Source organism: Brucella sp. LJL56 (assembly GCF_054871705.1).
Map to the genome: position 1 here is coordinate 1 of NZ_JBTXLQ010000016.1, position 11920 is coordinate 11920.

Consider the following 11920-nt stretch of genomic DNA (forward strand, 5'->3'; position numbering starts at 1 on the left):
GAATATTCATCGGCAACCTCGCTCTTTTGAAAAAACTGGAGGTGGCAAATCATTGGAAAAGGTTTCATTACTGCAGCCTCCCCCGCCAGGGCAACCATAGGTTGGTATTCCAGTATAATTCCCGTGCCTTGTCAAGACGCTCTTTGGAAGGCTCGGCTCCACTTGCTGTTGATGTCTCAAAAATGGGGAGAGTTTTTAGCGCGAGCCACGATAAACGATCTCAGGTGTCGTCATTTTAGGGATCAGATTATCCTTTGGCAGTGGTGACATTGCAGTATTCATGCCAACTCATGTGAACTCTTGTACATGATGACAGTGCAATGCGGGACGGTCTTTCGCTCAATGATTTGTGGCTGGGTAAAAAGGTACACGCCGGAGAGCGAAAATCGACTGAGTCACGGAGCCAGCTCCTCTCTAACCAATCTAATCTGTTTGCCACCTTACGGATCCGATCACCCCGTGGCTCGTCACCAAGGAAGAAGTTCCCGCCCGGAAGGACCTTGGCATATGGCTGCACGTCAATAGCATTGCACAGGAGCCGGCAAGTCACAGGTGAGTATACCGCGGGTCATAACGCTCCTGTCGATGGAGCGCAGACTGCTCCGCCTTGAGCGGAATCGAACCGTCAACCTTATTATTCTCTATAAGCTAACACGCTGAAATTGTTCAGCGGCGGAAGTAGCCATGAATTTTGCGGAACGGCTAATATGGTGGCGTAAGCGGAATGACGGCTCGTAGTCGGCGAATCCGAGCGAGCTGCCATTCAGTTGGTAGTCAATTGTAGTGGCAACTCGCTTGCGTGCTAGACGATGGGGCACTTTACATATTGGTCGACTTCGTCCTTCAGGAACATGTCCAAGACCCGGTGGCCTGACCCTTCGACGAGACTTCTTGCGACATTCGGAAGCTCTTGCAATGAACGTCCGACGTCGTCGAGCGCGATCTGCTTATCACTTTCCGGAGCATCAATGCGAAGCACGTTCTGCTTGCCGACCAACAGGTAAGCCTGCCCAAGGGCATTCTTAGACTGTGCCCGCGCCGCGGCGTTGAAGGAGCGCATGAAGGCCCAAGTCGCGGCCCCGCCATTCCGGGCGTTCTCGTCAACCGTGAACTTGGATTCGCCTGTACCGATGGTCAGGATGCGGATGTTTTCGCGCGGGACATCATAGCAGGCTAGTACGTCCACTAACGCATTCATCACGGGATTGTTCGCCCATACACCGCCGTCGATCATGATGAAGCCATCGTCGTCTACGCCAGGATAGTATGAGGGTGCCGCCGTCGTATGGAGGGCGACGTGCGCGAACCGCTTGTGGCGATCGTTCTTGTAATCCGGATGATGCGGCGTCTTGTACAAGAATGGTTCGCCGTGCAGTCCCTCAAAGCTCGGGATCACAAGCCGTTTGGTCGAGAGATCGAGAACCTTTTCGCCGAAAACCTTCAGCAGTTCGTTCTTCAAAGCCTCCTGATCGTGCTTCGGCTTAGTGATCCAGCGAAGGGCACGTGCGATAGTACCAATACGTCCCTTCGTCGGGAAAATACGCTCGCCGCGTTCGGTGTAGATTTCGAGGGCCTGCTGCGCCTTCATGCCGTGCCCGAGGGCGAGGGCAATGATGCCGCCGGTCGACGTTCCTGCGATCATGTCGAAATGGGAGGCGACCGATCCGCCACCAAGAAAGCGGCGTTCGATCTCGGTGAGGTAGGCTGCGGGGAACACACCGCGGATGCCGCCGCCATCGATAGACAAGATTCGAAATAGCCTGTCCTTGGGCCACGGCAACTTCACTCGGGTCTGCTGGATGGTACCGTCGGAGCGGCGGGGTGGCATATAGTTCATTGTAAAGTTCCTTCTTCTGGGGTGTCTTCGGCGACGGGATGTCGGCCGCCGCCTTCCCATGCTCCAGTCATCAACCAGAACTCGTAGCAAGCGATCCAATCGATGGACCACGGCACGATCGTCTTTGAGATTGACATAGACGGGTCCCATTCGTCTGTCTTCGGATCGAATAGACAGAGTGTAGGATCCTCGATCGGAGGGAAAATATGAGGAAGTTGCCCCTCCGGGTTATCTGGTAGCCGTTTCAACTGGGGCGATAGAATTCGCACCTGCGGCCAACCCCTCACGAGCCTGATTTCCAGTACGTAAGCGACGAGATGGGGCTTCAGTGTTCCGACCCATCGTGCTGAAGGCACCGCACGATTAACGCTCTTGACCTTGAAAGCGGGCCAGTCCGCCTTCATCTGGTCGATCTGTTGAGTGATCGTCATTCGGCTCATTTGATGATCTTTCCGAAAAACGTGTGCTTTGTCGCGCTTACTGGCGAAGCCATCGCAGGCGATGCCCCAGTAGCCGTCGGAAGGATGAATGCTCCAGTTCTGGTATAAGACTGCTGACTTTCGCGGACCGATTTGCCAGTCGCTTCCGATAGCCTTCTGACGGCTTCGGTAACTACCAGGTCACCAAAGGTTTCGCGCAGCCAGTCCCGCAAAGCGTCCGGCATCAGCAATCCCTTTCGGGCGCGACGCAGGCCTTCAAGAAGGCTTTTCAGGTCATTTGAGAACCCGACCTGCTGCGAACGGTCGGAAGGCCAGCGATCGGTGAAGATGTCCTTGCTATAACAGGGGTTTTCAACGTGCAGCAACATGCCTTTTGTCTCAGCGACCTCGATGTCATGTACGATTGCCTCGCAGATGCGGATCAGCATGTCCGAGAGCCTCAGGCCGGGCATTGCCATCAGGCCGGCATAATATGCGAGCATAACCGAAGGAGGCATCCGACCAGACCTTCCGGCGTAAATGATGTTGCGGTAGCGCTTGAGCAACTGTAGGGCCAGGGTGGCCGTGTTTTTCACCACAAAGTCTGCCTGCTCATCGACTTCGTCAACCTCTGCGTCGGCCCGAGTGGAAAGAATTCCCTCATCCTGCCAGCGACGCTTGAAGGCTTCGTGCACACGCAGTTCAAAAGGCGTGCGATCCTTATACCACTGCGCGAAGCCAAACGCATTCATCGGGATCTCGTCATCATCCGCCGAAGTGTTCGGACCTTTCGCGTGCATGATGCGGCTCTGGCGTTCAGCTGTGCCGACATCGCGAAGTGCAGGCGTGATATCCAGGTGCATATTGTCGGCGTATCCGAGCGTCACACACCGCGTCTGTCGAACCGCCCGCATGCCCCTGTAACCGTTCAGCGAGCGTTCGAGTTCCTTGAGAATTTCAAGCGGCGACATCGTCAGGAAGCGTCCACCAAGCTGGGCGACGATATCGATGTCGTATTCGTCTTCCGTGCCCCGGGTCGAAATGGTGGCGTCGATCGCCATCGAACCCTGTGCGTAAAAGTGCTCGATCTGGTCCTGAAACGCTGCAGTACCCTCGAGATATTCTCTTACCGCCTTGTAGCGGTCGGTTGCTTTCTCATGGAACGAGGGCGGAAGCTGGAGGATGAAGGCGATTTTCGCCAACAGACCGTCCAGATGGTCTTCAAACGGGTCAATTCCGGTATGTTGTGTGCGGATCGTCATTTCTACTCTCCCGGCCGTCAGGCGGCCTCATTACGTTGGTGATCACGTTTATCCTCCTTTAGTAGGGTTCTCTTCAACGAAAGAGAAAGTTCGCTACTCTGAACAAAATGAGTGACTTGAATACCGAAGTCAAGGGGCATAAGATACGTCTACTCCGAACAACCACAGAAAACCGGATATTCCCTGCAATGACCTCTACCTTTGGCCCGAAAATAAAGACATTACGCGTAGAGAAGGGCCTTACACTCGATCAGCTTGCACAGATGACAGAATCGTCAAAAAGCTACATTTGGGAGCTGGAGAACAAGAACCCACCCCGTCCTTCTGCCGAGAAGCTCGCAGCTATCGCCGCGGCGCTTAGTGTCACCGTCGACTACTTGTTGGGGAATGAAAATGCGAGTCGCGAGGCCGCTGAGGATACCGCATTTTTCCGCGAGTACAGCGGTTTACCGGACAGCACGAAAAAGCAGTTGCGTGAGATCGCACGCACGCTTGGAGCTAAACCTTCCAAATGAGCATCGTAAAGGCACAGCCGCTGAAGGAGTCCAACAAGATCACCCGATTACTCGACGCTGCATTCGGTGAAAACCGCTTCGATGGTGGCCCCGTACCGATCGAGCACATCGCGCTCTCCTACTCGCGCGACATCTCACCGGAAGGTCCTATTCACGCAGTGGAGGACATGGACATTCCTGGGTGCATGGGCGCGCTCGTTTACTCGGATACACGCCCGCGGCAGTGGAGCGTCGTCTGCCACAAAGGACAGTCGGCGGGGCGTCGGGCGTTCACAATCGCACACGAGTTCGGGCATTTCATCCTGCACCGCACGCTCGTTGACGAGAGCGAAGAGTACCAGCGCGGATTCTACTGCAGTGAAGACAGCGTCCTACGCGGTGCCGGGAACGGGATCGAGAAGGAGGCAGACACCTTCGCAGCGAACCTGCTAATGCCGCTGCATGACTACCGGAGGCAGATACCCGCGAAGACAAGGCCCGACTTCGAGATGTTGGGTGCCGCCGCCAAGCGCTACGGAGTTTCGATGACCGCAGCCGTTCTGCGCTGGCTCGAATACACCGAAACAAGAGCCATCATGATCGTCTCGAACGAAGGATTCGGGCTCTGGGCGAGGCCGAGCCAAGCAGCGCTAAAATCGGGCCTTTATATCAAGACAAAGGATGTCATGTACGAGTTGCCGAGCCAAGCAGCAGCCGTCCGCGGGGTCCACACGGATGAGACGAAAAAAGGCTTTGCGCAACCCGCTGGGGTCTGGTTCCGGGAACCCCTCGTCGAGATGTGCCTGCGTTCAGATCGATACGATCAGGAGATCACGCTTCTCCATTTCGAAGACACTAGTCCACGCTGGCAAGGCGAAGAGGCTGAGGAAGATTCCTACGACAGGTTTGTCCAGGGCGACAAATCTAACAAATAAGTTTGCAGCCATCTACGATCTCGGATCTCGAGCTCGCGTCTTGAACGGATGACTTTCGTGAAAACCAAGTTAAGCGCATCAAGATGCTAATCCCCCATTCAGTTGTGTGTCCGGATCGCAGTTGATCGGTCGAATGGTCGATTTCGAGCGGCTGCATTAGGCAGCTGAATTGCCGGGAAGAAGCCTCTTTCCGGCAGAGCTGGTTTTGCCAGATTGGCCTTCCGATTTGGTCCCAAATTTCTTCGAGATCCAGGTCAAGACTCTATTCCAGCATGCCTGGTCGGACGATCTTGGATATAAGTCTGAGAGCGACCGTATGACATCTGATCAAAACCGTCTGCTGGCTTTTGCTTTGCACAGGCATGGCGCCAACCGTGCATGTTTGAAGGACACACCTTGGCTCGAGATGACACTCAAGGCGGGTTCTTCCGAATGTTCTCTATTAATTCGGCCTGCATTGTACCGACAGAAAGCACTAGGCCGTGCACTCATAAATAGGCTAGCTATTTGAATGGATTAGTGATTCAAGGGCCTCGGATTTGGAGGTCTTTGATGTCACGTCGCCGCTATGAGCTCACAGAACGGGAATGGTCAATTATTGCACCCCTGTTGCCGTGCAAACCTCGTGGAGTTCCACGGGTTGATGACCGCATGGTTCTCAACGGGATCCTGTGGCGCTTCCGCACTGGCTCGTCGTGGTCAGAAATCCCTGAACGCTATGGTATTGCAACGACCTGCTACAACCGGTTCGTTCGCTGGCGTCGTTCCGGTGTCTGGGATCGGCTGCTGGAGGCTGTCTCTCAGGCTTATGATGGCGACATCGTGATGATCGATAGCACCTGTGTTCGTGTTCACCAGCACGCAGCCACAGGAAAAAGGGGGATGCCGACGATGGTTGCATGGGACGTTCCCGCGGCGGCCTCACAAGCAAAATCCACGCAATTGTTGATGCGGAAGGCCGCCCGGTCAATCTTTGCCTGACCGGCGGGCAGGTTGCAGATTGCTCTCAGGCCGAGGGTCTCATTGAACGCATCAAGGCAGGCGGCACGCTGCTTGCGGACAAAGCTTATGATACCGATGCGATCCGCAAGACAGCAGCAGAACGGAAAATCTGGGCCAATATTCCACCCAAATCCAACCGTAAGGACGTCTTCGCGTTCTCGCCATGGGTGTATCGCCAGAGAAATCTGGTCGAGCGGTTCTTTAATCGCATCAAACACTATCGTGGCATCGCCACACGTTACGACAAGAACCCGGACAATTTCCTCGCTGCTGTCAAACTGATCGCTGTCCGCATCTGGTGCATCAGTTTATGAGTCTACGCTCTAGCATTGTCGTGTTATGTGCCAGTGAGTATGGCGTAACTGGCCATGAACCGTTCGCGCGCGACCGAAGGCGAAAGGAATTCAATGCGGATATCCGCCCGTTGAACGCCCGATCCAGCCGCCCAATAATCGGTACCAGCAGGCATCACCTGTCGCTGCTCGGCAGCGAGGACCCTTAAATCTGCGGCTTTGACCACTGCTTTGGAGCACTTCTCCAAACCAAAGCGCGCAAATATTGCGTCTTCGACTGACTTCTCAATCTCCTGATACTGCGGCAACAGTTGCTTTAGTGGACGAGTGATGTCACCAAGAAACGCCTCGGTAGCGTCGTGCAAGAGGGCCTCAAGCTTAAATTCTTCAACAGAATCTGAGACATAAATCGAGTGCTCAGCTACAGAATAAAACCTTGAACACTGGCCCGAATATCGGCAAATGTTCGCAAGCCCCTGTGCAATGTCTTCAATCGTAAACTCGCTACTCCAAGGATCGAGAAGGTCGAACCAGTTACCACTAGCGAGCATGATACTAGGGCCTGATTTCATCTTTACAGCAACATGATTATTCATCGTCATCTCTCTTGAGCGAATCAATTCAACACTGCTACCTATAGGTGATATCGATTCACCGGGGGGGTGCAAGCGTTGAAGAAGATAATCGTCCTTTCAGGGCCCATTGCAGTGGGTAAGACTGTATTTGCACAAGAGCTTATGCGGCGCTACCCGTGCGAGAAGCTTTCCACTCGGAATTACATCGTAACCGTTAAGCACGTACCGAATGAGCGGAGAGCGCTCCAGGAGGCCGGAGCAGCGTTGGATCGCGAGACGGGTGGAGCTTGGGTGTCCGACGCAGCGTCAAAAACTGACCTTCCTCTAGACAAAAAGTTCCTTCTTATCGATTCGGCCCGGATCCCCGGGCAAGTAGAATACCTGAGAAAACGTTTTGGCCGGGAAAACGTTCATCACATCCATCTCACGGCACCGCGTGATGTCCTTATCGAACGCTTCGAGAAGCGCCCTGCTCATCTGCGGGAAGCTCCGACCTACGATGAGGCTGCGGTAGATCAGACCGAGTCTGGGGTGGATCGCCTATCACATATCGCCGATATCGTCGTCGCTACGGAAAAGTTTGACATCAAGTCTTGTGTGACCTTCGCGACCACGGGAATTTTATCGAGTGATCTCCCAGCTGGCTTTGTGGACCTTTTTGTAGGCGGCCAGTGGGGAAGCGAAGGAAAGGGCAATATCTGCGCCTTATTGGCAAAAGAGTATGACTTACTCGTCCGTGTTGGTGGGCCAAACGCTGGCCATAAGGTGCAGGACCCGGAATACACCTATAGGCAGCTTCCATCGGGGACAGGCTCTAATCCCGACGCAGACATTTGCATTGCCGCAGGTTCAACCATTTCGCTTAAGCGGCTCAACATTGAACTCGATGGACATCCGCGCCTTAAAGAAGCTGGACTCTTCATTGATCCCCAAGCGATGATCATTGAAGACGCCGACATCGCTTTGGAGGAGAAACTCCTCGACGGAATTTCCTCCACAAAGCAGGGCGTCGGAGCAGCGGCAGCGCGAAAAATCATGGGCAGGGACGTAGATTTATCTTGGGGATCGAAAGTGCGGCTGGCCCGAGATATTCCAGAACTTCAGAATTATCTTGCAGATGTTCGGGAAAAGGTGGAGTTTGCTCTGGCTTCGGGAAAAAGAGTGATGCTTGAAGGGACTCAGGGAACTGACCTCAGCATTCACCATGGATCCTACCCACATGTCACTTCGCGGGAAACTTCGGCGGCTGGTTGTCTGTCAGACGCCGGAATACCGTTTAACCGAGTCAGAAAGGTTATTGTCGTCGCGCGGACATATCCAATCCGGGTAGGAGGCGAGTCCGGCCCAATGGGCGTCATTGTTACGTTTGATGAAATTGCCAAGCGGTCAGGCCTCCCCGTCGAGACCATCGACAAGACAGAGATTGGGAGCGTTTCCGGAAAAACGAGGAGAATGGCAGAATTTAATTGGGAGCAGATCAGAAGATCTGCCTATTGGAACGGCGCGACTGATATCGCTTTGACATTTGTCGATTATCTCGGTGCCGACAATTCTGGTGCTACAACATTTGACGAGCTTAACTCGGTGAGCCGAAAGTTTATCGAGGATGTCGAGCGTGTGTGTGGTCTGCGCGTGTCACTTATTTCTAAGGGCTTCGGCCGCACGGGCCTGATTGATCGAAGGACATGGAATGACTGAAGATGAGCTGATCACGATCTATCCTCGTTTGTATCACATGGCACATGACGATGCTTGGCCAGCAATCCAACAGCACGGACTGCTGAGCGCAAGTGCGTTGCTTGACCTTTACGAGGTGTCTGGACAGGCACGCTTCGCGCTTGAATCGGAGCGCCGACCGGAATCGATACCACTGGCCAAAGAGAATCTACTTGGCGCAGTTATTCGGGATCAGAAGCCAATGCAGGACCATTTGCTGGCTCGTTGTTTGCAGGACAGTCTAACACCAAAAGACTGGTATGAGCTTCTCAATTCACGAAGCTTCTTCTGGCTCTCTGCATCTCGGGTCTGGGGCCTTCTCAAGGCCAGGGCCTATAGGGACAAGTCCCAAACGGTTTTGACCATCGATTCCGCCGGATTAATTGCGGCGCATAGAGATCGGATATGGCTGAGCCCATTGAACAGCGGATCGACGCTATTTAATCCCCAACCGCGGGGCATAGAGACTTTCAAGAGAATAGAAGACTTTCCCTTTAAGGAGCGGTCCAAGCGGCCGAAGCGAAACAATGTCGTTGAATTGGTAGTCGATCACTCCGTCCCAGATGTAGCTGAGCACGTTTTGGCGGTCCACAAGGTCCGTGGAAACGATATCATCGAAGAAATTTGGAGAAGCGATCGTGCGACCGATGACGATCATCCCTAAGGCGTAGATTTTGCCTTCAGGCGTGCAGGATGCCTAGCCTTTCGTAGCAAATCTGCAACGTGGCTTGTCAAGCCAACGTCGCCTATAATCAGAAGGCCTTGGCCATCTCTAACGGATGTCAATTGCTTCCGAAGAGCTTCAAGCCCATCAGCGACATTAAATTCGATCCAGGACCGAGCTTCGCCCGGAACAATCACATCTGCCTCAGAACCTGTGGCACCACAATGAAGCTGAACGATCCAGACTATATCTCCGTCATGTACCCACTCGAAGCGAACTGGACCAAGCCGGTTGGACAGGACCTTATATGTCGCCTGAACATTCTCGACGACAAACGACGGAAGGTGTTCAGGGGCTTGATGGCCAAGCATGAAAAGGTCACCCTCACCACGCCGCCCCTCGATGATCACATGCCCTTTGGGACCGGCGACAGCGGCACCTGAGAACTTTGCTCGAACGGCGGCTTGGCACAATACCGAACGTAGGTTCTCACCATCCGGATCCTCTTTACCAAGGAGCGTAAATGGATCAATCCAACCTTTCACAGTTGTGTAAAGGCCAGGCTGCGGTTCGCGCGGAGACGTCCTCGTCCAGACCTCGGCGGAACCTGTCTCGCGGCCAAAGGTGAAGGGTGCCGTCCGTCGAGCAATGACCGTAGTCTTCGGAACCGGTAAACCCAAACAGTCGGCTACGAGAAGACCGTATACTTTGTCGCCCAAGTGTTGGCTGAAACGATTCGGCCAGTGGACTGCAGCCGGCAAAAAGTCAGATACATCTGGTTCGAATTCCCAGACAATTGTGTGACGTTGGTGATAACCTCTAGCCTTTGGATGAATGCTAAATTCGACGCGTGCGTTAGGGGGAAAATTCAGATCGGGGGAGAAACCATATACCGTGTGGAGGATGCGCTCTCCCATATGCATAGGTAGCGAAGCGATTCCTGGTTTCTCGACGCATCTCGGGGTATCATCCGGCGCAAATTCTATTAGTTGCCCCTGCAGAACTCCGGATACGCCGCCATCGTGGATATCGATAGTTTCATTGACAATAAGGTGCAGATTCTCGGTTGACAGGCGCGAGATTGTTTCCAGGATGCACTCTACAGTCTCGAGCCCATAAACAAACTCACGGCTCCGAGGGCTACTAGGTTCATAGCTTCTTACGTTGACCATATTGTCAGAACTGGCAGCCAACAAAGCGGCGACAGCTTCCTTCACGTCACCAAACCGGTAGTTTTCAGGGTAGCCCGCGACACGGCAATAACTCTGCGACACTGTCCCTTTGCGCGAAGGGCGAAAACTGACGAACTGCGCCACATTTGCGGTTGCCGCGAGAGAATTAAGGACCTCATCCTTGTGCAGAGCCATACCCACTACCTTTTTTGCCGACCGCCGCTCTTAGCGAAAATTCATTCACGCTGAAACCGAGAATTTCATTGTAGCGTGAGATTAGGTGTTTGGTAGCATCGATATTCAAGTAATCCCCCACGCCCGAAACCGCCCCCTGCCGGTCATCTCGCGCAGGTTGAGCTCTTCGACGAGGCGAAGGGCGGCACGGGGCGTGATGTCGAGTTCTGCGGCGATCATACCGGCTGAAACCAGGGGCCTCGCCAGCACCAGTTCGATGAGCCCCGGCAGATTGGACGAGGCGCGTCGTCCCGTCAGCCGCCGCTCCAACATCTGCCGCGCAAGCAGCAACCGGTCATGCTCCTTGAAACCAAGCTCGATCCCGGCATTCAGCCCCTCGAGACAAGCGATGAGCCGGGTTTCGAAATTGCGATGACGGCGCCGTTCGACGCGGATGGTTTTCAAGCCGGCATTGAAGCTTAAAAGATGCGCCTTCGTGGTCAGTCCGTCGCGCCGGAGCAGTGAGGCGGCCAGCAAACGGCCAAGCCATGGCGCCCGCTGCAAAACCGCGAGCTCGTTCCAGGCATCGAGCGCCAGGATCGCCTGCAACACCGGCGGCAAATCGCGGATCGAACGCAGCACCGTTCGCCATTCGTTGAGCCGTTCCTCTTCATCCCAGTCGGGATCACGGATCAGCGGGTCTGTCTCCGGCTTTGGTAACCGCTGTGGCTGCTTCACCCTTGCCAGCACGTCGTCGGATCGTGCTAGCACCGCGTCAATGGCGTCGAGATCGATGCCCGGCAACTCGAGCCCGTCATCCAGACGATTGTTTCCCCCCGCCCCGTCCCGGTCCTGCCGACCGACCGCCGCATCGAACACCGCGTCGCTTTCACTTTTCGCGACGATGCCGTCATCTCCAGCTGATGGTACAGGCCAAGCCGGCCCGCCAACCCGCAGACTGCGCAAGCCGTTGGGGCTCAGCGCCCAGCCCGGTGGCTGCGCTGCAATGCGACGCCGTGTTTGCAACACGTCGCGGGCAATGGTCAGAGCATGACTGGGTGAGCGGATATCGCGCGCTGCCTCATGCAGGACGAGATCTTCCATCTCGACCAGTTCACCATCGAGCCACAGCGACGCGCAGGCATCAGCAAAATGCAACCGTTCGATCAGCCCTGTACCGACCGGCGAGTGCGCCATGCGCTCGTCGAGCCGTGCTAAGGCCGCACTGGCGCGCGCCAGCGGCAGCAACAGTAACTGGAGCAGATTTGGTGGCAAGAGGGATTCCCGTTTTCCGTAAATCATGATTCACTCCCTTTATGACGAAGCGGCGCCTTCCCACGGTCGAGCATGCAGATACGTTGTCGCTGAAAGCGCTGC

The 11920-nt window shown here is 54.7% G+C and carries 11 protein-coding genes; 5 read left to right on the top strand and 6 right to left on the bottom strand.

Annotation, left to right across the window (positions count from 1 at the left end; all coding sequences use genetic code 11):
- Positions 1-802 precede the first annotated feature (802 nt).
- Genes ACYSN1_RS21675 through ACYSN1_RS21685 form a run of 3 tightly spaced genes read right to left on the bottom strand, consistent with a single transcriptional unit; the run spans position 803 to position 3518 of the window.
- Positions 803-1837, bottom strand: coding sequence for a CBASS cGAMP-activated phospholipase (locus ACYSN1_RS21675; protein ID WP_461727560.1), 1035 nt, complete (start codon positions 1835-1837; stop codon positions 803-805).
- Entirely contained in the window at positions 1834-2277 is a 444-nt protein-coding gene (locus tag ACYSN1_RS21680; RefSeq protein ID WP_461727561.1) for a hypothetical protein, read from the bottom strand. Before ACYSN1_RS21680 ends, ACYSN1_RS21675 begins: the two co-directional genes overlap by 4 nt.
- Positions 2274-3518 carry a nucleotidyltransferase domain-containing protein gene (locus ACYSN1_RS21685; protein ID WP_461727562.1) on the bottom strand — a complete coding sequence of 415 codons (1245 nt, stop codon included), beginning with the start codon at positions 3516-3518 and terminating at the stop codon, positions 2274-2276. The genes ACYSN1_RS21680 and ACYSN1_RS21685 overlap by 4 nt, the downstream gene beginning before the upstream one ends.
- A 188-nt stretch (positions 3519-3706) precedes the next feature.
- Here ACYSN1_RS21685 and ACYSN1_RS21690 point away from each other — a divergent pair, with 188 nt between their 5' ends.
- From ACYSN1_RS21690 to ACYSN1_RS21700, 3 genes are all read left to right on the top strand, one after another.
- On the top strand, positions 3707-4033 hold the full coding sequence (locus ACYSN1_RS21690; RefSeq protein ID WP_461727563.1) for a helix-turn-helix domain-containing protein: 327 nt from the start codon (positions 3707-3709) through the stop codon (positions 4031-4033).
- Complete coding sequence (locus ACYSN1_RS21695) at positions 4030-4947, top strand: ImmA/IrrE family metallo-endopeptidase (protein ID WP_461727564.1); 918 nt, start codon at positions 4030-4032, stop codon at positions 4945-4947. The genes ACYSN1_RS21690 and ACYSN1_RS21695 overlap by 4 nt, the downstream gene beginning before the upstream one ends.
- A 552-nt stretch (positions 4948-5499) precedes the next feature.
- Positions 5500-6263, top strand: a protein-coding gene (locus tag ACYSN1_RS21700) for an IS5 family transposase (RefSeq protein ID WP_461727565.1) whose coding sequence is annotated in 2 segments (ribosomal slippage) — positions 5500-5821 and positions 5821-6263 — 765 coding nt in all. Because the reading frame shifts where the segments join, the coding sequence is not laid out codon by codon here.
- Positions 6264-6286: 23 nt separating this feature from the next.
- Here ACYSN1_RS21700 and ACYSN1_RS21705 read toward each other — a convergent pair.
- On the bottom strand, positions 6287-6838 hold the full coding sequence (locus ACYSN1_RS21705; protein WP_134157818.1) for an HD domain-containing protein: 552 nt from the start codon (positions 6836-6838) through the stop codon (positions 6287-6289).
- 66 nt (positions 6839-6904) lie between these two features.
- Between ACYSN1_RS21705 and ACYSN1_RS21710 the strand changes: the two genes are divergently transcribed.
- Positions 6905-8515, top strand: a complete 1611-nt coding sequence (locus ACYSN1_RS21710) for an adenylosuccinate synthetase (protein ID WP_461727566.1) — start codon at positions 6905-6907, stop codon at positions 8513-8515.
- The gene (locus tag ACYSN1_RS21715) at positions 8508-9197 is read left to right on the top strand and encodes a DUF7002 family protein (protein ID WP_461727567.1); all 690 of its coding nucleotides are present in this window, start codon (positions 8508-8510) and stop codon (positions 9195-9197) included. The genes ACYSN1_RS21710 and ACYSN1_RS21715 overlap by 8 nt, the downstream gene beginning before the upstream one ends.
- Here the strand turns inward: ACYSN1_RS21715 and ACYSN1_RS21720 are convergent.
- Together ACYSN1_RS21720 and ACYSN1_RS21725 are read right to left on the bottom strand one after the other, a co-directional pair.
- On the bottom strand, positions 9194-10564 hold the full coding sequence (locus ACYSN1_RS21720) for a hypothetical protein (protein ID WP_461727568.1): 1371 nt from the start codon (positions 10562-10564) through the stop codon (positions 9194-9196). The genes ACYSN1_RS21715 and ACYSN1_RS21720 overlap by 4 nt on opposite strands.
- Positions 10565-10669: 105 nt before the next feature.
- The gene (locus ACYSN1_RS21725) at positions 10670-11845 is read right to left on the bottom strand and encodes an RHE_PE00001 family protein (RefSeq protein ID WP_461727569.1); all 1176 of its coding nucleotides are present in this window, start codon (positions 11843-11845) and stop codon (positions 10670-10672) included.
- Positions 11846-11920 lie beyond the last annotated feature (75 nt).

What these genes read in the sequence shown, in the direction of transcription:
- ACYSN1_RS21675 (WP_461727560.1), bottom strand. Translation starts at nt 1,837, where the DNA reads ATGAACTATATGCCACCCCGCCGCTCCGACGGTACCATCCAGCAGACC.
- ACYSN1_RS21680 (WP_461727561.1), bottom strand. Translation starts at nt 2,277, where the DNA reads ATGAGCCGAATGACGATCACTCAACAGATCGACCAGATGAAGGCGGAC.
- ACYSN1_RS21685 (WP_461727562.1), bottom strand. Translation starts at nt 3,518, where the DNA reads ATGACGATCCGCACACAACATACCGGAATTGACCCGTTTGAAGACCAT.
- ACYSN1_RS21690 (WP_461727563.1), top strand. Translation starts at nt 3,707, where the DNA reads ATGACCTCTACCTTTGGCCCGAAAATAAAGACATTACGCGTAGAGAAG.
- ACYSN1_RS21695 (WP_461727564.1), top strand. Translation starts at nt 4,030, where the DNA reads ATGAGCATCGTAAAGGCACAGCCGCTGAAGGAGTCCAACAAGATCACC.
- ACYSN1_RS21705 (WP_134157818.1), bottom strand. Translation starts at nt 6,838, where the DNA reads ATGAATAATCATGTTGCTGTAAAGATGAAATCAGGCCCTAGTATCATG.
- ACYSN1_RS21715 (WP_461727567.1), top strand. Translation starts at nt 8,508, where the DNA reads ATGACTGAAGATGAGCTGATCACGATCTATCCTCGTTTGTATCACATG.
- ACYSN1_RS21720 (WP_461727568.1), bottom strand. Translation starts at nt 10,564, where the DNA reads ATGGCTCTGCACAAGGATGAGGTCCTTAATTCTCTCGCGGCAACCGCA.
- ACYSN1_RS21725 (WP_461727569.1), bottom strand. Translation starts at nt 11,845, where the DNA reads ATGATTTACGGAAAACGGGAATCCCTCTTGCCACCAAATCTGCTCCAG.